General features: G+C 63.4%; 15 protein-coding genes. 7 read left to right on the top strand and 8 right to left on the bottom strand.

The annotated features are described in order from the left end of the window. Position 1: 1 nt before the first annotated feature. The 3 genes from Spa11_RS12970 to Spa11_RS12960 form a co-directional block, all read right to left on the bottom strand. Positions 2 to 1,024 carry a TRAP transporter substrate-binding protein gene (locus Spa11_RS12970; RefSeq protein WP_145112886.1) on the bottom strand — a complete coding sequence of 341 codons (1,023 nt, stop codon included), beginning with the start codon at positions 1,022 to 1,024 and terminating at the stop codon, positions 2 to 4. Between the two features lie 33 nt (positions 1,025 to 1,057). Beyond that, complete coding sequence (locus Spa11_RS12965) at positions 1,058 to 3,559, bottom strand: hypothetical protein (protein WP_145112884.1); 2,502 nt, start codon at positions 3,557 to 3,559, stop codon at positions 1,058 to 1,060. A 229-nt stretch (positions 3,560 to 3,788) separates the two neighbouring features. Then, positions 3,789 to 4,880: an AraC family transcriptional regulator gene (locus Spa11_RS12960; protein WP_145112882.1), complete on the bottom strand. Its 1,092-nt coding sequence runs from the start codon at positions 4,878 to 4,880 to the stop codon at positions 3,789 to 3,791. Between the two features lie 392 nt (positions 4,881 to 5,272). Between Spa11_RS12960 and Spa11_RS12955 the strand changes: the two genes are divergently transcribed. Genes Spa11_RS12955 through Spa11_RS12935 form a run of 5 tightly spaced genes read left to right on the top strand, consistent with a single transcriptional unit; the run spans position 5,273 to position 13,421 of the window. Further along, positions 5,273 to 6,175, top strand: coding sequence for an NAD(P)-dependent oxidoreductase (locus tag Spa11_RS12955; protein ID WP_197529373.1), 903 nt, complete (start codon positions 5,273 to 5,275; stop codon positions 6,173 to 6,175). Beyond that, a complete protein-coding gene (locus tag Spa11_RS12950; RefSeq protein ID WP_145117005.1) occupies positions 6,175 to 7,446 on the top strand; it encodes a Gfo/Idh/MocA family protein in 1,272 nt (423 codons plus the stop codon). The genes Spa11_RS12955 and Spa11_RS12950 overlap by 1 nt, the downstream gene beginning before the upstream one ends. Next, a complete protein-coding gene (locus tag Spa11_RS12945; protein WP_145112878.1) occupies positions 7,443 to 8,411 on the top strand; it encodes a DUF6807 family protein in 969 nt (322 codons plus the stop codon). The genes Spa11_RS12950 and Spa11_RS12945 overlap by 4 nt, the downstream gene beginning before the upstream one ends. Before the next feature lie 21 nt (positions 8,412 to 8,432). After that, positions 8,433 to 10,145 carry a sodium:solute symporter family protein gene (locus tag Spa11_RS12940; protein ID WP_197529371.1) on the top strand — a complete coding sequence of 571 codons (1,713 nt, stop codon included), beginning with the start codon at positions 8,433 to 8,435 and terminating at the stop codon, positions 10,143 to 10,145. Positions 10,146 to 10,169: 24 nt separating this feature from the next. After that, positions 10,170 to 13,421, top strand: a complete 3,252-nt coding sequence (locus Spa11_RS12935; protein ID WP_145112874.1) for a family 78 glycoside hydrolase catalytic domain — start codon at positions 10,170 to 10,172, stop codon at positions 13,419 to 13,421. 378 nt (positions 13,422 to 13,799) lie between these two features. Here the strand turns inward: Spa11_RS12935 and Spa11_RS12930 are convergent, their stop codons facing one another. Beyond that, a complete protein-coding gene (locus Spa11_RS12930; protein ID WP_145112872.1) occupies positions 13,800 to 14,324 on the bottom strand; it encodes a YfiT family bacillithiol transferase in 525 nt (174 codons plus the stop codon). 175 nt (positions 14,325 to 14,499) lie between these two features. On the opposite strand from Spa11_RS12930, the gene Spa11_RS22970 reads away from it, so the two are divergent. Together Spa11_RS22970 and Spa11_RS12925 are read left to right on the top strand one after the other, a co-directional pair. Beyond that, on the top strand, positions 14,500 to 14,673 hold the full coding sequence (locus tag Spa11_RS22970; protein ID WP_197529370.1) for a hypothetical protein: 174 nt from the start codon (positions 14,500 to 14,502) through the stop codon (positions 14,671 to 14,673). Positions 14,674 to 14,698: 25 nt separating this feature from the next. Then, on the top strand, positions 14,699 to 15,187 hold the full coding sequence (locus tag Spa11_RS12925; RefSeq protein WP_145112870.1) for a GNAT family N-acetyltransferase: 489 nt from the start codon (positions 14,699 to 14,701) through the stop codon (positions 15,185 to 15,187). A gap of 14 nt (positions 15,188 to 15,201) precedes the next feature. Here the strand turns inward: Spa11_RS12925 and Spa11_RS12920 are convergent, their stop codons facing one another. The 4 genes from Spa11_RS12920 to Spa11_RS12905 form a co-directional block, all read right to left on the bottom strand. Continuing rightward, positions 15,202 to 16,287 carry a hypothetical protein gene (locus tag Spa11_RS12920; RefSeq protein WP_145112868.1) on the bottom strand — a complete coding sequence of 362 codons (1,086 nt, stop codon included), beginning with the start codon at positions 16,285 to 16,287 and terminating at the stop codon, positions 15,202 to 15,204. 196 nt (positions 16,288 to 16,483) lie between these two features. Next, positions 16,484 to 17,449 carry a beta-propeller domain-containing protein gene (locus Spa11_RS12915; RefSeq protein ID WP_145112866.1) on the bottom strand — a complete coding sequence of 322 codons (966 nt, stop codon included), beginning with the start codon at positions 17,447 to 17,449 and terminating at the stop codon, positions 16,484 to 16,486. Next, on the bottom strand, positions 17,449 to 18,021 hold the full coding sequence (locus tag Spa11_RS12910; RefSeq protein WP_145112864.1) for a class I SAM-dependent methyltransferase: 573 nt from the start codon (positions 18,019 to 18,021) through the stop codon (positions 17,449 to 17,451). Before Spa11_RS12910 ends, Spa11_RS12915 begins: the two co-directional genes overlap by 1 nt. Positions 18,022 to 18,087: 66 nt before the next feature. After that, positions 18,088 to 20,778 carry a family 78 glycoside hydrolase catalytic domain gene (locus Spa11_RS12905; RefSeq protein WP_197529369.1) on the bottom strand — a complete coding sequence of 897 codons (2,691 nt, stop codon included), beginning with the start codon at positions 20,776 to 20,778 and terminating at the stop codon, positions 18,088 to 18,090. Between the last annotated feature and the right edge of the window lie 10 nt (positions 20,779 to 20,788).

Genomic DNA, 20,788 nt, shown 5'->3' with positions numbered 1-20,788 from the left:
CCTACTCCTCGGCTTTGATCCGTTCCATCAAATTGCCCACGACCGTCCCCTTCAGCGCGTCGTGCATCGGCTGGACCCGCTCGATGAACGGCCCCTTGTCGGGACGCGTGACGTTGACCCCAGCCTCTTCGACGATCTTTAGCGATTCGGCGGTCTTCTCGCGCCACAGCTGACGTTGGAAGACAGACGACTCTTCGGCCGCCTGTTCGACCCAAGCTTGCTGCTCGGGGGAGAGCCGATCCCACCAACGGGTGCTGATCAGCAATACGTCAGGCACGAGCGAATGCTCGTTGAGCGAGTACTCTTTGCAGACCTCGAAGTGCCGGCTGGTCTCGAAGCTTGGTGGGTTGTTCTCGGCGCCATCGACGAGCCCCTGCTGAAGGCCCGTGTAGAGCTCGCCGAAGTTCATCGGCGTCGGCGAGCCGCCAAGCGCCGTCACCATCTCAAGCGCCGTGCGGCTGTCTTGGACGCGGAGCTTGAGTCCCTTGAGGTCGTCGGGCGAATGGATCGCTGTTGATTTGGTGTAGAAGCTCCGCGCGCCGGCGTCGTACCAGCAGAGGCCATGCAGTCCGCTGTCTCTGCCGGCTTGCAGCAGTTCCTCGCCGATCGGCCCGTCGAGTGTCTTCCAAAACTGCGTTTCATCCCGAAACACGTAGGGCACCCCGAAAACCGACATCGAAGGGATAAACGCTTCGAGCGGCGCCGTCGAGGTCTTGGTCATCGCGAGCGCGCCGCGTTGCAGCAGTTCGATGCACTCGACTTCCGATCCGAGCTGACCGTTGGGCGAGATCTGCACCGTCATCGTGCCGCCCGACTTCTCTTTCAGGCGATCGGCAAACTCGACGATCGCCCGGTGGACCGGGTGCGTCTGGTCGAGCCCGTGGCCGAGCGTCAGCACCAGCGGACCGCCACTCGAACCGCCGGCGGAGTTCTGCGACCGTTCAATGAACGCGTACCCCAGCGTGGCGAGAAACGCCCCGATCACAACGCCGGCGAAGAGGGTTGAGGCAGCGGCCTTGTTCACAACCGACAACTTAGTTTGAAGGAAAAGAGAGGTTCACCGGCGGCGACCCGGAAGTAGCCTAACGGCCCCTGTCGCGAATGCCAGTAGCCACCCGCAGGGCTCGGGTACGCTTGAAGTCGCAGCCAACCCCCTACTGCTGCCAAAAGCGCTGGCCCAAATCGAGTAGTCCGCCGCGGTAAACATGGTCCCCAATCCGTCACGCCAGACGGTGTAGTCGGCGGCGTCAACCGAGCCGTCGTAGTTGAAGTCTCCCGGCAGCGAGGCGAGGTAATCGCTCAGCGTTGCAGAGTTGGCGTCGATCGTTAGCAAGAAGCTCCCCCCGGAAACTGGTATCCGGTCACCGATCGCATTGTCGAAGGCCCCTGACACCGCGGCCGCTTCGATGATCGTGTAGGTGTCGGACGGCGTCGGCGTGAAGCCATTGAGGTCGACGACAAGGCCTCCGCCGAGTGTTACCGAGTGTTGGGCGAGGATACTCGTTGCTCCGTCGAGAGGCGTGATATCGATGAGGATAGCGCCGTCGTTGACAGTGAGGCCGCCGGCAATGAGCAGAACCCCCGTGGTCGCCCCGGGCGCCAGCGTGCCGTCATCGACGACGAGGTCGAAGTCCGCCGCATCGACATGCAGTTCTCCACCGGTCAGTGAGAATGAGCCATTGGCGTCCTTCGATAGTCCCGGAGTGTGCAGCGCCCCGCCGCTGACGGAAAGCGAGCCCGCCGGGCCGATCGTCGTCACCTCGGCGACCTTTAACCAGCCGTCCGTCACGCTCAGCGACCCCGCCGCCGCCGCGCCGACCGTGATGTCGCCGGCGTTCTGGCCGACGGAATCGACGACCGCCAGGCCACTGATCTGGACTACGTCGTAGTGCGAGGGCTGCCAATTAGAACTTGTGGTAACGGTCCCTTTTCCTTGGATCGGCAAGGAGACGCCCGACACCGTCCAGTTCTGTATCTGCGCGTAGCGGCTGTTCACTCCGCCTGTGAACTGGATCGGCGCCGGTGCGGGCCAGGCGGCGACATCGTTGAGATACTCTTCGAGGTTCGTGTAGCCGTCGTTGTCGAAGTCGCCGTTGTTGTCGCTTGCCAGTGGGTCGAGGCCGTGTTCAAGCTCCCACCAAGTCGGCATGCCGTCGCCGCCACCGGCCTCTTGATCCCAATTGGTGTCGCGCGTGAACGGCGCCGCGCCGGTCCCCGTGTCAGCGCGATACGAGAGCATCTCGCGCCACTCGGTCCCTTCGGTCGGATCGGGATCGAACGGGTCGTCCGCCCAGGCTTTGATCTTGCCCGTGCCGGTTCGGACCTCATTGATCAGCCGTGTGTCGACGGGACTGCGATTCCACCAGTTGGCGCCGACATGGTCGAGCACGTTGCTGTAGGCGGTCGTTGCGGATGTCGTGACACCGATGTTGACGTCATACGCTTGAGTAACGTTTGCCGAGCTGAGGGTCGCGGCGGACGCATCGAGGGCGTCGCCATCTTTGTTGATGTCGCGGAGATTGCCGTTCTGATAGACCTGATTGGTGCTGTTGCCACCACCAACGCCGGTGCCGCCCGCGCGGTTGGTGACGCCCGGATTCGACCCGCCTATTGGGTCTTCACCGCCGGGGCCGGCGAGGTAGAAGTTGCCGATGAAGTTGTTGAAGCTGCGCTGCCCGCTGCCGGCCTGCGTGGTGCTGCCGAGCCAGTTGTAGAAGACGTTGTTGCGGAAGTCGTTGAACGGCCCCGACCCCACTTCGCTGCCGACCCGCGGCAGCCGGGCCTTCATGTGGGCGAGCAGGTTGTTGGCGACGGTGATCTTTGCATTGCTACCGGCTTGCAGCAGCATGCCAAGGCCATGGCCAGTGAAGCTGCCGCCCCCTTCGGCGTCGGCTTGCGGATAGTTTTGCGCCTGCGCCATCGTCGAATACTGGATCGTGACGTTGTTCGCCAGCTCGTTGGCGGAGATCGTCTCGTCGGTCGCGTAGACGGTCGTGACGTGGTCGATCATCTGATCCGTGCCGCTGATGTCGATCGCATCGTAGACGTACGAGTCGGGGAAGTCGCCCGGCGTGGGTTCGATTCCTTCATCGGGCTTCGAGAAGTTCCGCATGCCGTAGCCCGGCGCGATGGTGACATTGCGGAGAATCGTGTTGTTACCGCCCGCTTTGACGACGCCCCCCATGATGTACACCGGACCCGGCGCGGTCTGGCCGGCGATCGTGACATTGCTTCCAAGACCGATGCGTGACTGCGTGTCCCAGCCGTTATCGTGGCCCTGGTCGGCGCCGAAACGCCCTAACCAGAACGTCCCGGCGACATCGAAGACGATTGTCCGCGGCTGGCTACCGAAGTTGGAGTCGTTCAGGCCGTAGCGGAGCGTCCCCGGCCGATTATCGCTGTAGTTCTGGTCGAGTAAGGTGACGTGGTAGACCAGCCCGCCCCGACCACCGCTGACGTTCGCTGCCGCACCGTCGGCCCCCGGGAACGCCGGCAGCGCTTGTCCCAACGAAACAGCAGGGAGCGCCATCAGCAGTGTATGACCAGCGAGCCGTTTCATTCGACTCGCCAATGTGCAACTAGCCATACGATCGCGGAATAGATGAACGATAAGGGGCCGCGGCGACGCCGACAGCGAGCACGCCTGTTCCGACAGATGCGTGCCAATCTTTAGTCTTATCGAACCGGCCGCCGCGGTCGACCACAGCGCCGCAGGGCTGCGCGATTTCAACCGCCCTTTGCAAACAGACGCAGGTGTATGAACAGTTCTAGAACAATTTGCGACAATTTTAGAGCAGTTTGCGATAGTCGCCTGGTGTCACCCCGAACGCCCGCTGGAAGGCCGCGGACAGCTGCTTAACGGACGAGAACCCGGTTCGCTGGGCGATGCGATAGACCTTCGCGTCGGGCTCTTCGGTGAGCAGCCGCTTCGCCAGCAGCAGCCGCTGTCGTTGCAGATACTGGTACGGCGTCTCTCCCAATGCGTCGCGGAACGCGTACTCCAGCCAGCGGCGCGACACATCGACGTGCTCCGCCAGTTCTTCGACCGTGATCGGGTCGGTGACGTTGTCGAGCAGGTATTCCAGGGCCTGACGCAGTCGCGTGTCGGCGACGGCAAACGCCGCCGTCGACTCGCGGGAAACGACCTCAAGCGGCGGCACGGGTTCGTCGGCGTCGGCGGGGGCTTCGCCCCGTAGGCAGCGGTGCAACAGCTCGGCGGCCCGGTAGCCCTCGAGCGTGTCGTTTCGGGCCACGCTGCTGAGCCGGGGCACGACGTGGTCGCAAATCACTTGTTCGTTATCAACGCCGAGCACCGCCACCTGCTGCGGCGAGGGGATGCCCGCCTGCTCGCACGCGTCCAGCACGTGCCGCGCTCGGTAGTCGGAAACGGCGAACACCCCCACGGGCTTCTCAAGCGACTCGAGCCAGGCGATCAATTCCTCATGTTGCTTGATCCAGACTTTGCCTATGAAGCCGAAGGTGGGCGTCGCCAGGTGCTTCTGTGGCTCGAAGCCGTTCTGGGCCAGCCGCTGGTTGAAGCCCATCCAACGCCTTTTCGAGTACTCCACATCGCGGAGTCCGTAGAAAGCGAACTGCTGCAGGCCTCGCGTCAACAGGTGCTCAGCCGCGATCCGCCCGACCGCGACGTTGTCAACCATCGAACGTGGCGAAGGGGATTCCGCCAGCGTGCTGGAGATGTTCACCACAGGAATCGACATTGCCGCGGCGTGCTCGGCCTCCTCGGCCGTGTTAAGAGCCGCCAAGACGCCGTCACCTGGCCAATCCACGAGGTCGAGGACCGAGAGTGTCAGCGATTCCGGCGCGATCGTGTAGGACCAGCCGAGATTGTGCTCGGCGGCGTAGCGGAATACCCCCTGCATGAAGGCCTCTTGATGGGCCCCCCGGGGAAAAGCAAGTGCGATGCGGGGACGTTTCGCCAATGTCGTTTCTGTCGGTCGCCAAACAAGCAGCGGGTGAAAAGCGGGGACTCGCAGTCCCCTAGGGTTACCAGCCCGCCCGTCCAGTGACAACGACGCCCTACGCAAATCGGGGGCCGCTCGTTGCTAAGTTGGCTGGTTCCGAGGCGAGAAATATCGCTGTGGCTCTCTAGTTTACTTAACCCGACCGTCCAAAGATCCCTGCCGTCCCAATTCAGTCCCCTTGAGTCCCCCTCAGGAAACTCTGATCCCCAAGTGCTGACTCTTGACGTCCCCCGGCCCCCTTTTCCGCCAATGCGGTGGGACTCGGCCGTTCCCTGTGCGAAACTAGGGGATTGCTCCTCCTGTTTCCGTGGAACCCGCCGGTGACTCTTTCGTCGCCACCACCGATCGGCGTCGTCGGCTTGGGCCTGTTAGGCTCGGCCCTGTGCGAACGGCTGCTCGACGCCGGACGGCCCGTGCGTTGCTGGAACCGCACGCGCGACAAGGCCGAACCGTTGTTGGAACGCGGCGCCGTGTGGTCGAACAACCCACTGGCAGAGTGCGACGAGGTCGTCGTTTGCCTCTACACGTCCGATGTGGTGCGCGAAACATTCGAGGCAATGGCCGAGGGCGTTCATGCGGGGCAACTGATCGTTGACGCAACGACGGGCGGCGTGGAGGACGCTCGGCGAATCGGTGGCTGGCTCGCCGAGCGTGGAGCAGCCTACCTAGAAACCCCGATCGCCGCATCAAGTGAACAGACCCGCCGCGGCGAGGCGGTCGCCTTTGTCGGGGGCCCACACCGCGACTTCGACTGCGCCGCCCCGCTGTTAGCCGATCTGGTCGCCCAGGCCCACTATGTCGGCGAGTGGGGCGCCGCTGCGAGCTTCAAGCTCGTTAATAACTTGATTCTCGGTCTCAACCGCGCCGCCCTAGCCGAGGGGCTTGCGCTTGCTGAAAGACTCGGACTCGACCTTGCGCAGACACTGGCGGTCTTGCGACAGAGCAACTCCTACTCGGGCGTTATGGACACGAAGGGCGACAAGATGGCCGCCCGCGACTACGCCACGCAAGCGAAGCTCACGCAGCACGCTAAGGACGTCCGCATCTTCGTCGCCGAGGCGCGGCGGCGTGAGTTGGAGCTACCAATGTCCGCGACGCATCTCGCTCTACTGGAAGCCGGAGAGCACGCCGGTCTGGCGGACGCGGACAACTGTGCGATCTTTGAGGTGATTTCCCGAGGGATGAAACCGTGATGGATGTTCCACGTCGAACCTTCTTGATGGGCATTGGCGGCGCTGCGGTCGCGGGCGCGGCCAAGCGATCGTGGGGCGCGAGTCCCGCTGAGCGGGTGCGTATCGGCCTGATCGGGTGCGGCGTCCGCGGTCGGGCCTTTCACGGCAAAGTCTCAGCGGTCTGCGACCCCGATCCGAAGCGCCTCGGCGAGGCGGCAAGGGCCGCGGGTGTGGCGTCGAAAGACGCCGTTAGCGACTTGCGCCGGCTGCTCGACGATCCGACTATCGAAGCAGTCGTGATCGCTACGCCTGACCATTGGCACACGCCCGCGGCGCTGCTAGCGCTCGACGCCGGGAAGCACGTCTACGTCGAGAAGCCGTGCGCTCACAACTTCCGTGAAAGCCAGTTGCTGCTAACCGCCGCTCAGAACAGCAACCTTGTTGTTCAACACGGCACCCAGTCGCGATCGCGGCCAGCCATGCAGGAGGCGATCGCCAAGCTTCGTGACGGCGTGATCGGCGAGGTCCTTGTCGCCAAGGCCTGGAACATCCAGCAACGCGGCACAATTGGGCATGAGAAGCCGACGTCGCCGCCGGCTGGCGTCGATTACGACCTGTGGGTCGGTCCCGCCGAGTGGGCGCCCTACCAGGCGAACCGGTTCCATTCCGATTGGCACTGGTGGCACAACTTTGGCACGGGCGATATTGGCAACGACGGCGCCCACGAGATCGACTACGCCCGCTGGGGACTCGGCGTCGATTCGCTGCCGTCACGTGTGATGGCGATTGGCGGCAAGAGTTTCTACGACGATGAGCAGCAATGGCCCGACACCGCCACCTGTGCTTGGGAGTACGACATCCCTGGCGGCAAGCCGAAGCAACTCGTCTTCGAGATGCGGCTCTGGTCCACCAACTACCCGATGAACTGCGATTCGGGCGTCGAGTTCTACGGGACCGAGGGCCAGATGTTCCTCAGCAAGCGTGGCAAGTTGCGGGTCCTCGGGCCGCGGAACGCAAAGATTGAAGAGGCCGCTTTCGGTCGTGAGTGGGGCTTCGCCCACTTCGACAACTTCCTTTCCGCCATCCGCGGAGCCGCGAAGCCTAACGCGCCGATGATCGACGCCCATCGCAGCGTCGCTGCAATTCACTTAGCGAACGCCGCGATCCGCTCCGGTGCGTCGTTCGACTTCGATCCACAGAACGAGACGATTGTCGGCGACAGTCCGGCGAAGGAGTTCCTGGCTCGCCGCTACCGCGCGGACGGCCACTGGGCGATCCCGGAGAACGCATGATGTGGTCAGTTCTAATTCTGCTCACCGCGCTTCTCAGCGCGGCGCCCCTATCGGCTTCCGCAGCGAGCGGCTGGTCGGTCGAAGAGGCGGATGGCGCGTTGCGAGTCAGTTGGCAGAAAACAGCGGTCGCGCGATACGTCTACGACGATCCGAAGATCACGCGGCCGTACTTCTGTGACCTCTGTTCGCCGGCCGGTGTTCAGGTGACGCGGAATCATCCGCCGCTCGCCGACGCCGATCGGATGGACCATCCCGAGTTCCACCCCGGCGTCTGGCTGGCGTTCGGCGATCTCAACGGCGCGGACAACTGGCGTTTGAGAGCGAGAGTTGTTCACGGTGCTTTCATCGCCCGAGCAACGCAGCAACCCAACGGACCCCTGAGTTTCATTGCCGAAAATCACTATCTCGACGCGGACGGAAAGCTGATCTGCAAGAGCAACGCTCGTCACACGCTCGAAGTCACGCCACGCGGATTGCTCGTCACCTATGACGAGACTTTTTCTTCGGAGGAGGTATTCGTCTTCGGAGATCAAGAGGAGATGGGTTTCGGCGTTCGCTTGGCCACTCCCCTGCGTGTCGAACTTAGCGGGCCCGACCCAGCGCCTCCGGGAACGGGAGAGATGGTCGCCGATGGCGGCCGCCGCGGTTCGACAGAGATCTGGGGCCAGCCCGCCAAGTGGCTCGACTACCGCGGCCAAATCGATGGCGAACCCGCAGGCGTTGCCATCTTCTGCCACCCCGACAACTTCCGCCCTTCGCGGATGCATGCCCGCGACTACGGCTTCGTCTGCGCCAATCCCTTTGCAACCGCCGCCTTCAAGGGCGGCGACCCTAGCCGCACGGTCGTACGGCCTGGCGAATCGCTACGGCTACGTTACGCGGTGCTCTGCCATAGTGGCACGGTGCTGAACGAGTCGCAACTCGATGCGGCTTACAAGCAGTACGCCGATGGTGCTGAGGAGTAGTCGAAAGAACCGATGGAGGGGATGCAATCGATCGACTGGGCGATGCTGCCGATCTATCTAATCGGCGTGACGGCGCTCGGCATGTGGACGGCGCGGAAAGTAAAGTCGTCAGGCGACTTCTTCATGCCGCGGCGCTTCGGCAAGGCGATGATGATTACTTTCGCCTTCGGAACCGGCACGTCTTCCGATCAGGCGGTGTCGGTGGCGTCGAGGACAATCACCAACGGCCTCTCCGCGATCTGGTGGCAATGGCTTTGGCTTCCGGCGACGCCGTTCTACTGGCTTCTGGCGCCTATCTTCCGCCGCTTGCGAGCGACAACGACGGCCGATGTGTACGAGTTGCGTTTCGACCGCAGCGTGGGCGTCCTTTTCGCGATCGTCGGAGTCATTGGCCTTTCCGTGAAGATCGGCTTGTTGCTGAAGGGCGCCGGCGCGATGGTCGACTCCTGCACGGGCGGTGTCATCGACGCCAATTGGGCGATCGCTGTCACGACGGTCTTATTTCTTGTCTACGGTATGGCAGGGGGGCTCGGCGCCGCGGTTGTGACGGACTTTGTCCAAGGCCTGATGACGATTCTGTTTTCATTCCTGCTGTTGCCCTTCGTGCTACAAGCCACCGGCGGCATCGCCGGCATGCGCGAGACGGTCGCCGCCCACGACCCCGCAATGTTGTCGCTCGTGGCCCCACAGACGATCGGACTGTTTTTCATCACGATGTACTCCATCCAGGCGCTGGTGGGCATCGTGGCCCAGCCGTTCATCATGGGCGTCTGCGGCGCCGGCCGGAACGAGATGGACGGCCGCGTCGGCTTCATGGTCGGCAACATCGTCAAACGCGTTTGTACGATGGCCTGGAGTCTGACGTCGCTCGCCGCTGTCGCGTGGCTCTTAAATCGCGGCGTCGAACTTTCCACCGTGAAGCCCGATCACTTGTATGGCGAAGTCGCCCGGGCGTTCTTGCCAAGTGTCTTTCCCGGGCTACTCGGCGTGTTCCTGGCTTGCCTGTTGGCGTCGATCATGAGCTCGTGCGACGCAATCATGATTAGCGCGTCGGCTCTGTTTACTCAGAACCTCTACCGCCCGTTGGCGCCCGACCGGCCCGACCGCCACTACATGAACGTCGGCCGCATCTCCGCCGCCGGGGTCGTGGCGATCGGCGTCGCGTTTGCTTATTGGGTGCCGTCGGTTGTCGAGGCTCTCGACATCTGGTTCAAAGTGGCGCCGCTGGTGGGTATACCGTTCTGGATCGGTCTCTTCTGGCGAGGCGCGACTCCGGCGGGGGCATGGGCGAGCGCCATCGGCGCCATCGTGACATGGCGACTGGCGACGCTGCCTAGCGTAGCGACTTGGATGGCGGGGTCCCCAACGCTTGTTGAGTGGGGCGTTGTCAAACCGAGTGAAGCGGACGCTGCTGTGAACGACGCATGGCTGATCCTCGCTTACCTCGTTGTTGGCGTCGTCTCCTGTGTGTTGGTGAGTCTTGTCACCGAGCCGACCCCGGATGAGAAACTCAATCGCTTCTACACCCTGACGCGGACGCCGGTGCGAGAGGACGAGGTGGTCGAGGCGCCCTGCACGCTGCCGGTCGGGGCTCCGCCGCCCAACCGCCGCATGCTCGTCACGAGTTGGGGTCTCGAGATCCCGGCGCCGTCGACGACCGCCGTGGTGGGCTTCTTGGCGGGCTGGGTGATGGTCGCGGCGCTAGTCGCCGGGTTTATGCTGATGGTTGGCTAATCTTCTCTGCTGCGGAGTCCTCCGATGCCAATACGCTACTCGCTCATGATTGCGCTCGCGGTTGTCGCTGCTCTTACTGTCGGGGCGACGGCCATTGAGGTTCAAACTCTACGCTGCGAGCAGCTAAACAACCCTCACGGCATTGACACCCCGGCTCCACGGCTCAGTTGGACGTGCCGATCGAAGACTCGCGGAGACAAACAGACGGCCTATCGCGTCCTCGTCGCTACGACCGCTGAGAAGCTCGCTACGGGCGCCGGTGACGTATGGGATAGCGGGAAGGTGGAATCCGATGATAGCGTGCTGGTTCTCTACGGAGGTCGCCTGCTGCGGAGCCATGAGCGGCTGTATTGGAAGGTCCGCGTCTGGGACGCCGCCGGCGAGCCGTCCGCATGGAGCGACCCCGCCGACTGGTTGATGGGTGTCCTCGGTGAACAGCGTTGGAATGCCCAATCGTGGGAGGCGCAGTGGATTGGTAAGCCGGTCCCCGATCGAGAGAGATTCCTCAGCGACGCCCAATGGATTTGGTTTGACGAAGGCGACCCGCGTAAGTCGGCGCCGCTCGGCCACCGCTGGTTCCGCCGTACGTTCGAGCTGCCCGCGCAGGCGATTGTGACCGGCGCGGTATTCCGTATCACCGCTGATGATCAGGTCGATATCTATCTCAACGGCCGCTTGATGGGATCGCGCAGCGGGCATACTTCGTTGAAGGAACTCGACGTCACGCACCTCTTGCGAGCGGGTCGTAACGTCATAGCCGCCCGCGCCGAGAATCGTGGTAACGCCCCCAATCCTGCCGGCATGGTTGCTTGGTTACAAGCCGAACTCGCCGATGGATCGAAGGTGACGGTGACGAGCGATAGGGATTGGCGTTCCCACAACGAAGAGGTCGCCGGGTGGGAGCGGTTCGACTTCGACGACGGCGCCTGGCCCGCAGCGAGAGTGCTCGCCGAAGTGGGCGCCGAGCCGTGGGGGCAAGTGCGATACGCCGAGTCACGCCGCTTGCCGGCCCGCTATCTGCGGAAGGAATTCAAGCTCGGTAAGCCCGTCGTCCGCGCGACGGTGTCGTTTGCCGGGTTGGGCCTTTCCGAACTCTTCGCCAACGGCGAACGCGTCGGCGATCAGGTGATGTCCCCCGCGATGTCGCAGTACCCCGAACGAGTCTATTACATCACGCGCGACGTGACCGACGCATTGAGACAAGGCGACAACGCATTGGGCGTCACGCTCGGCAACGGCCGCTTCTACTCGCCACGCAGCGACGTGTACGCCGGCATGCCGAACTACGGCTCGCCGACGCTGCTCTTGCGCCTAACCGTCAAGCATCCCGATGGCACGACAACCGTCGTCACCAGCGATGATTCTTGGCGGCTGACCGATGAAGGGCCGATCCGGGCCAACAACGAGTACGACGGGGAGAGCTACGACGCCCGCCGCGAATTGGGCGACTGGTCAAACGCCGGCTACGACGACAGCGAGTGGGCGAGCGCGCAGCGGCTCGATCCGCCGACGAAACGAGTCGTCGCCGAGCCGATCGCCCCGATGCGCGTCACCGAGACCCTGCCCGCAATCGCGATGACCGAGCCGAAGCCCGGCGTTTACGTCTTCGACCTTGGCCAGAACATGGTTGGCTGGGCGCGTCTCCGCGTCTCGGGGCCCGAGGGCACGAGGGTCCAACTGCGACATGCCGAACGGCTCACCGCTGACGGCGAGCTGTACGTCGAGAACCTCCGCGGCGCCAAGGCGACCGATGACTACACCCTGCGCGGAGGTGGCGAAGAGGTCTGGGAGCCGTGTTTTACGCTGCACGGCTTTCGCTATGTCGAGGTGACAGGCTATCCCGGCCGTCCTGAACTCAGCGCGATCGAGGGCCGTGTCGTGCACGACGACATGGAGCCCGTCGGCGAGTTCGAGTGCGCGAACGGAATCGTCAATCAGGTCTACCGCAACGCCGTGTGGGGCATCCGCGGCAATTACCGCACCGTGCCGACCGACTGCCCGCAGCGCGACGAGCGACAGGGTTGGCTCGGCGACCGGCTTGAGACGGCCCGTAGCGAGAGCTACGCCTACGACGTCGCCGCGTTCTATCGCAAGTGGCTCGCCGACATCCGCGACTCGCAAAAAGAGAACGGCAGCCTTCCCGACATCGCCCCGGTTCACTGGCCGCGTTACAGCGACAATGTCGTGTGGCCGAGCACCTCGGTTCTATTGCCAGGCATCCTCTACGAGCAGTACGGTGATCTCCGCCCGATCGCCGAGCAGTACGAATGCAACACTCGCTGGATCGACCACATGGCGAGTTATATGCGTGACGACGGCCTGATCGCCCGCGACTCGTACGGCGACTGGTGCGTGCCGCCCGAATCGCCCGAGCTCATCCACTCGCGCGACCCCGCGCGGATCACCGACACGACGTTCTTGGCGTCTGTCTTCTTCTACTACGACCTGAAGTTGATGGAGCATCACGCTTGGCTGCTTGAGCGGAGTCGTGATGTGGTGCGATTCAATAGGATGGCGGCTGAGCTGGGGGAAGCCATTAATCGTGCCTACTACGACAGCAAGGCGTCGCAATACAGCAACGGAACGCAGACATCGAGCGTTTTGCCGCTGGCCTTTGGGTTGGCGCCACAGGGAGAAGCCGAAGCGCTCGTCGCGACACTTGCCCGCCATGTAGATGAACGCGACAGTCGGGCGATTGCCACGGGGCTCGTCGGCGCGCAGTTCCTCTGTCGGACGCTGACCGATAACGGACGCTCCGATTTAGCGTTCGCGATCGCGTCGCGCGAGGAATACCCAAGCTGGGGTTACATGGCGAACCAGGGCGCCACGACCATCTGGGAGCTCTGGAACGGCGATACGGCGGACCCGGCGATGAACTCGGGCAACCACGTCATGCTCATCGGTGACCTCGTGACGTGGCTCTACGAAGACCTGGCGGGCATCGCCGCCGACCCCTCGGCGCCGGGCTTTCGCCGTATTCAGATGCGACCGCAGATGGTTGAAGGTCTCGACTGGGCGCGAGCAAGTTTCCAATCGCCTTACGGAAGGATCGAGAGCGATTGGCGCCGCGACGGTGATACGCTCCGCTGGCGGATCGTCGTGCCGCCAGGCGCCACAGCCCTGGCCCACCTGCCAACCGCCGATGAGTCCGCCGTCACCGAATCGGGGAAACCGGTTGCCGAGGTCGCAGAGATTACCGACGCCCGCCTTGTCGATGGCCGTGTGGTGGTTGATGTCGCCAGCGGGTCCTACGAGTTTGCGGTGAGAGAGCCTTAGAGAGTGCTTCACTTGGCCGTAGCGTTTCTAGCCTCGCTCTGATCCACGGAGCAACGTGGGGACGTCTCGCGCAGAGACGCAGAGCTGGATGCCTTCAAGACTCGCGCAAAGCCGCCAAGACGCGAAGACAAAGTCGTTGAGAAATGAGCGCAGCCGCAAACGATCAAACAGCAACACGTTCTTTGCGCCTTGGCGCCCTTGCGTGAGTCTTCGCTGCTTACCCTCTGCGTCTCCGCGTCTCCGCGCGAGACGCTACGGCAATATGAAGTACGCTATAAGAGTTGGTAGGATTAGCTGTGCAGAACCCTCGCCACACAGCCGAGTCAGCCACACGCAGAGTCAATAGTGCGGTCCGTTCAGCGGACACTACGAATCGGTTTACCAACCGTGCTGATCACGTAGCCATTGGACCTGCGCTGTATGGTGCTTCGCGTGCCAAGGATAGTAGTTCAGCGTCGTCCAGAGGCTAACGTTCTTGCCCGACTGCGGGTGATGGAACTCCCGGGCGAAGTCGGCTTCGCCCATCGTCTCCATGAGCTGCGTCCACTTGGCGTGCAACGCCTCCAGCAGCGCGAGCGCCGGCGCCGTGTCACCGAGTTTCGAGTCGGTGAGCTCGACCCAGTCGGCTTCTTCGTAGGCCTTGATCGTCGGCGTCGCTTCGGTGAGCGTCCACTTGAAGCGGATGTAGATGTGGGCGTGGCTGTCGGCGAGGTGATGGACGATCTGGCGGATCGTCCAGTTCTTGTAGCGCTGGTCTAGCTGCACGTCGGATAGCCCCGCGACCGCCGCCTGCAACCGCGCTGGCGCCGAGCGGATCGCATCAATCAGTGCGTCCCGCGAGTCGTCTGAGTAGGACGGCGTTGGCGGCGGCGGGCCGGCGGGGTTGTCGGGCGGCGTGGACATCGGTCGGAGACGCGTTGAGGACGCGTCGATGGCGGGAAGGGGCGTCACCGAACAGCCTAGCGAATCGCCGCCTGACGGTCATGGCGCCGGGCGAGTCGGCCGCGTATCGTTGGAGAGTCGAGCCGCTGTCAGGCGAGAGGAAGTCCCCACAGGAACACAAGCAGGAGGTCCCGCAATGAGCGACACCGTCAAGCAGCAAGAGGGCTTTGTCTACGTCCAAGACGGCAAGCCGATCACGATCGAGCAGTTCTGCGAGAGCCAGACCGAAGCCGAAGCGAAGGCGGCGGCCTTCGCCAAGAACAGCAACCTTCCCGTGATCGTACTGCCGGCGGTGGTTTACCATCCTTAGCACGTAGACGTTCCGCGATACTCTGATGATCCGGCCCTACCAGCCCGGCGACCACGAGGCGATCGCCGAGGTCTTTACCCGCGCGATACATGAGATTGCATCGCAGCGTTACACGACACGGCAGTGCGAGGCGTGGTCCGGTCGCAAGCCGAACCCGGAGCATTGGCGGCAGCGTTGCGATACAAAGCAACCGCTGGTCTACGTCGTCGATGGCCAAGTCGCTGGCTTTCTCGAACTCGATCCCGATGGCCACATCGACTGCCTCTTCGTGCACCCAGCTCACGGCCGTCGCGGAATCGCTAGCGCTCTAGTGCGACGTGCTATAGAGACTTGTGTCGCGAAGGGGCTTCCGCTGGTGTACGTCGAGGCGTCGCTCTGTGCGAGGCCGCTCTTCGAGGCAATGAGGTTTGTGACGCTGCGTGAGAACGTCGTGCGGATTGGCGATGAAAAACTAGTGAACTTTTCCATGGAACTACGGCTAGTTCCCGAGGGCTCATCGAGTGCAACGTACTAGAGGGGTCCGAAGCCCTACAGCTCGATGTGCATCACGCCGCCCACCTCGTCGAAATGGGCGATCTTGTGTAGCACGCCGGGTTGGCTGGGGAACTCGGCCACAAACGCCGGGTCGCACGCCGCCACTGCGGGCGTAATGGCGATGCCCCACTGGTAGAGGTTGTAGGCGTGCCAGGCGCCCATCGCGAGCGTCGCCCACCACGGGGACGATCCGGCGGCGAGCAGCAGCAGCTGGTCGCGCTTCGCCTGCGACAGTTTCTTGTCGATGCTGTACTTCTCGATGACCCGGGCCTGCTGCACCGGGTTGGTGAGTGCGAGCATCTCGTCGAACGTGCAGCCGTTGGTGCGGCAGCGGCGGTGCATGTTGACGGCGTCCATCGCCGTCTTGCGGCGCTCGAACTCTAGCCGCGCTTGGAACGCCGCGATCGCTTGCTGCCGTTGGCGGACATAGAAGTTCATCAGATAACGCGGCGCCGCCAGCGTATAGTTGGCGGCGATCCTCAACACGTCCTGCGTCCGACGGAACGGAGCGCGGCGCTTGTACTCGGCGAAGATCTCGTTCTGGACCTTGGAGACAACCGCCATCAGGTCCTCGCGCGAGGTGAGGATCAAGTCGTCGCCCACCTCGACGCACAGCGGCTTCAGGTACGAGACCCGCAAACCGGGCTTATCGCCATGTTCATAGAGGAACTCGTCGAGCCGCGTCTGCACCGAATCGGGGATCGTGTCGGTGATCTTGTCGAAGTTCTTCTGCTCGGTGACGGCGACAAAGAACTTGCCCTGCGGCAGCCGGATCGAGGCCCGCGGCAGATCGATTTCACGGACCTGGGTGAACTCGTTCTTGTGCTTGCGAACCACCGCCTCCCAGCGCTTCTCCATCGAGGTGAAGGGCTTCGATAGCTTCACCATCTCGTCGGCGAGCGTCTCGGCCGAGTCTAGCGGCGGCGCCCAGATTGGTTCACTGGCCCACGCGCCGAACGTATCGAGCTCTTGCCGGGGCGATTGCCATTGCGGGTCGTCCTGGCGGAGTGAGCTCGGCCGGACCGACTCCGAATCAAAAACGCTGCGCCGCGACGCGGTGCGATCGAGGACGAGGGGCATGCGAAACTCCTTGGCGACAGCGTGAGGGGGACTCCGCCGCTGGCGTCGTTGTGACGCCGGCGGCGACGGGCCGTGGCTTGATCAAAGGAGTCTTCGTCGCGGGTGATTTGTTCTTGTCTTAGCGGATTTGTTTGGAGAAGTCGAAGCAATTCCGCAAGGATAACCCGGCAGAGGGGCGTGCGGCTCGTTCTCCGCCTTAATCGACCTTCGAGACAACGACAACGGAGTTCGACAACGCATCGCCGAAGCGCTCGAAGTCCTTGTATTGCCAAACCACTCGTTTGTCGCGCGTGACCTCGAGAATCTGCGGGTTGTCGGGGCCGGCGTGGCAGTTGCCGACGATGACGTTGCCGTTCGCAAGCGGCTGCAACGTGGTCACCCAGGCGAGCGTGACGCCCGGCAGGTCGTTCTGCTTCAGGCGCCAGACGATCTCCTTCTGCGGCGTCACCTCGATAATGCTGTGCCCGTTGCCGGTCGCGATGAGCGTGTTGCCGCTGGGGAGTCGCTCGGCGGCGAACACGGCGTTGCCCCACGCCGCGGCGCCGTGACCGCCACGCGGCTTCTTCCCAAACAGCGGCACGGCGTAGTCCCAAACGACCTTGCCTTCGCCGTCGTACTCCCGGATCGCGCCGTCCCCTTCCTGTGCGACCAAGTAGTTTCCGCTAGCGAGCTTGCGCACCAGCCGCGTGTCGCGGTGCGGATCGGGGTGATCAACCTTGAGGGCGAACTCTCGCTGGAGCTCGCCGGCCGCGTTCACCTCGATGATCCGCCCCGGTCCCGACTCGGCGATCATCGTGTCGCCATTCGGCAGTCGCTGGAACGAGTGGACCTCGACCCGCTTGCCGCGGTTGCCGTTCGCCTCGGCCGCGTCGTACTCCCATACCACGTCGCCACTGAGGGGATCGACCTCGACGATCCGCGTCCAAGTTGTCTGGAACAGCACGTGGCCGTTGGGGAGCCGTTGCAAGTCATGGATCGACTCGATCGGGTATTCCCATTCGACGCCGCCGTCGACGTCGATGATCGCAATGCGGCGCGTGCTGTAGTCGGCCGCGAGCAGGCGGCGCCCCGGCGCGGCGGGCGGCTCGGCATGGGTCGCCGGCGATAGCAAGAACAGCAGGAGGGCGGCAAGCCGAATGCTCACAATAGATCGATGACGCATCAGGGGGTCTCAACAGAGAAGGAAATCGGACGATTGCGCAGCTTGATTCCGTAGTGCCACGGCGGCAGTTCACGCGCTTCTTCGACGGGAGACAGGCCCGCTTCGCTCGCCCATTCGATCACCTGTTGAGGCGCCGGGCGTATCGATAAGTCCGGGCCACGGGGGGTGTCGCGGTGTTGCCAATGGATGACGTGAATCTGGCCCTCCAAGTTCAACGCCTCCGCCGCCAGCCTCAGCAGTCGAACCGGGTGGTCGCAGTGCAGGATATTGAACAACAGCACCCGGTCCGCCCGGACGCCGAAGCCGTCAGCCAGCACGTCTCGCTCCCGGCACTCGACCCGAAGCGACGCCGCTCGCTCGCTGGTGCGAGCCAACATCACCGGGTCGATATCGAAGGCGTGTACCACACCGTCGATCGCTTTGGCGATCGGAATGGTGAACGTGCCAAAACCGCATCCGAGCTCGGCGACCGAGTGCCTGTGGTCGAGGTTCATCCAGGCGAGGATCGCGGGGATATCGAACAGCGATTCCCAATACGTCTCCTCCGGCATGCCGCTGTCACGTACCTTCATGCCGCTACTTTAACGCATCGGCTGACCGGTCGTAACGATACGGTCGCAACGGGACAAGACGCGGGTTCACTCGACGTAGAACGCGTACTTCCCCGATTCAATTCGGAACACCGCCCTCCCCTCCTCGCGGCCGAGCGCTGTTGCGCCTACCGCTTGCGTAATCGGCTTGCCCGATTCAGTGACGGTTTGGTCATCGCTTGCCGGTACATAGACCGTAGCCGTGGTGTTCGCTGGGATCGTGACGGCTAGTTTGAACGCGTCGCCGTCCTTCTCCCAGCGGACATCAATCGGGCCGCGGACGGAGTTGTGTGACGCCTCGGCCCACTTCAGGTCGCTCACCGGAGTCGGCCGGATAACGATCTTCTCATAGCCCGGGCCCTCGGGGTCGCACTCGATCCCCACGAGGTCCTTGTAGAACCACTCGGTGATGTGGCCGAGCATGAAGTGGTTGTGCGACGAATTGTGATTGGCGTCCCACGCTTCCGTGAGGCTCGTTGCGCCGTGGGCGAGCTGGTAGCCGTATCCGGGGCGCTGCGTCTGGTTGATCATGTCGTAGATAACGTCCGAATGGCCGCCCTGCGCCATGGCTTGCAGCAGGTAACGGAACCCGACATCGCCCGCCGTCATCGCGTCGCCGCGGTCGCGGACATCCTTCACCAGAGCCTGGAGCGTGGCGTCACGGTCACGCTCTTCGGCAAGGCCCATCACCAGCGCGATGGCGTTTGAACACTGCGAGTCGGTGGCGTACGTGCCGTCGTTGTTGCGGTACTTCTTACGCCAAGCTTCTCTGATCGTTTCGGCGAGCTCGTCGTACCTCACGGCGTCGTCATCCTTGCCGATTAGCTTGGCAATCTGCGACATCGTCTGGACGACTTCGTAATAGAATGCGGTTGCCGTGATCGCGGGCGGCGTGAGGTGGGGGAATCCGGGGCGTTTGCCGGGCAGGATGTCGTACCAATCGCCGAGGCCCTCTTCGACGATCGAGTCCGTCGCCTTCGAATCGAGGTATTCGACGTAGCGTTGCATCGTCGCGTAGTAAGTTTCGAAGAGTTGCTTGTCGCCGGTCGCCTGGTAGTGCTGCCACGGGACGAGCACCACGGCGGCGCCCCATTCGGCGGCGGCGCGGAACGTACCGTCGAACTTGACGTACTCCGGCGCAATGTTCGGCACCAAACCGTCCTCGGTCTGCGAGTCGGCCATATCACGCATCCCCTTGATGAACAGGCGATGCGCGTCGAACTCGTACCGCACGCCCGGGCCGTTGAGGTGGTACTGCTCAAGCCAGCCGAGCTTCTCCCGGTGCGGGCAGTCGGTCAGCACCGACACGAGGTTGGACCGCTGCGCCCAACGCACCAGCGTACGGATGCGGTTGAGCAACTCGTTCGAACAACGAAACGCCCCCGCGGGTGGCGCGGTGGTGTGGACGACGACGCCCTCGACACTGACGATTTCTGGCAACGCTTCTCCCTCCGCTGCCGGCGTCTGGTCGACCTGCAGGTAGCGGCAGCCGGCGTAGAAGAACTTGGGGAACCATGTCTCTTCCCCGTCGGACGCCTTGGTGTACTGCCAGTACGCAGGGCCACGGTTGCCGCCGCACGTGCCCCGGTCAATTTGGCCATTCTCGTCAAGCACCTCGGCGTGGGTGAGCCGCACGCTGCTGCCGGCTGGACCACTAACGGTAACGCGCGGCATGAACGACGCGTTTTGTCCAAAGTCGAACACACTACACGAGTCACTCGAGCGGCTGATCTGCTTGGCGGGCATCTTTTCGATCGCCCCGATCTCCGGCGCCGAGAAGGTCAAGCCTCGCAGCTCGCCGCTGGGGCGAACCAGTTCAACCGCGTGCGGCCAATCCGAATCGTTGAAGCCGCCGGTATCCCAGCCCTGCGGCAACCGCCGGGCGTCGTAGTCCTCGCCGCCGTAGACGTCGTTGTAGGTGATCGGTCCCGCGTCGACACGCCACGAGTCGTCGGTGACCACGCGCTCGGTCGAGCCGTCGGCGTACTCCAGCTCGATCTGTAGGATCGCGCGCTGTGGGCCGAAGGTGCCTTGGAACTTGCTGAAGCGATGGCGACGTTCGGTGTGATACATGCCATCCCCGAGGACAAGGCCGATGGCGTTGGCGCCCTCTGTAAGTAGCGGCGTTACGTCATGCGTCTCGTAGAGGCAGGTCTTGTTGTACTTCGTCCAACCCGGCGCCAAGAGCCCGTTGCCCGACTTCTGGCCGTTGAGGCTCATCTCGAAATGCCCCAGCCCACAGACGTGAGCGATCGCGCGCTGGAGGCCCGGCTTCACCTCGAAACCCTTCCGCACTAGCACCGACTCGGTCTGCCATGGCGCGACGATCCACTTCGCCGACCAGTCCTCGGGCTCTAGGACGCCCATCGTGAACGACGCGGGCTTGCTCCATTCACTTGCTGCACCGTTCTCGTCCCAAGCTCGCACCCGCCACGAGATGCCTTGTGATGAGCGAAGGGGCTCGCCAGTGTAGGGAATGAGCTGCGACGACGGGCCGTCAAGCTTGCCACTGTCCCAGAGCTTGGCTCCGTTGTGATCGGTGGCGGTGATCTGGTAAGCCGTTTGTTTGGCGCCCCGGCGGTCGGACTGTAGCCGCCACGAAAGCCGCGGCGCCGCCACGTCAACTCCCAGCGGATCAACAGCAAACTCACACGTCAGCCCGATGACGCGCAGCGGCTCGTCGGCGTACGTGATCGCGGCGAGCATGACGACGCCAAGAGTCAGAACGCAGCGGGACACAGGCAGGTGC

Origin of the sequence: Botrimarina mediterranea (assembly GCF_007753265.1) — a bacterium.
Lineage (GTDB): Bacteria > Planctomycetota > Planctomycetia > Pirellulales > Lacipirellulaceae > Botrimarina > Botrimarina mediterranea.
Note: the sequence above shows the minus strand (reverse complement) of the source record. Positions and strands in the feature narration are given on the sequence as shown.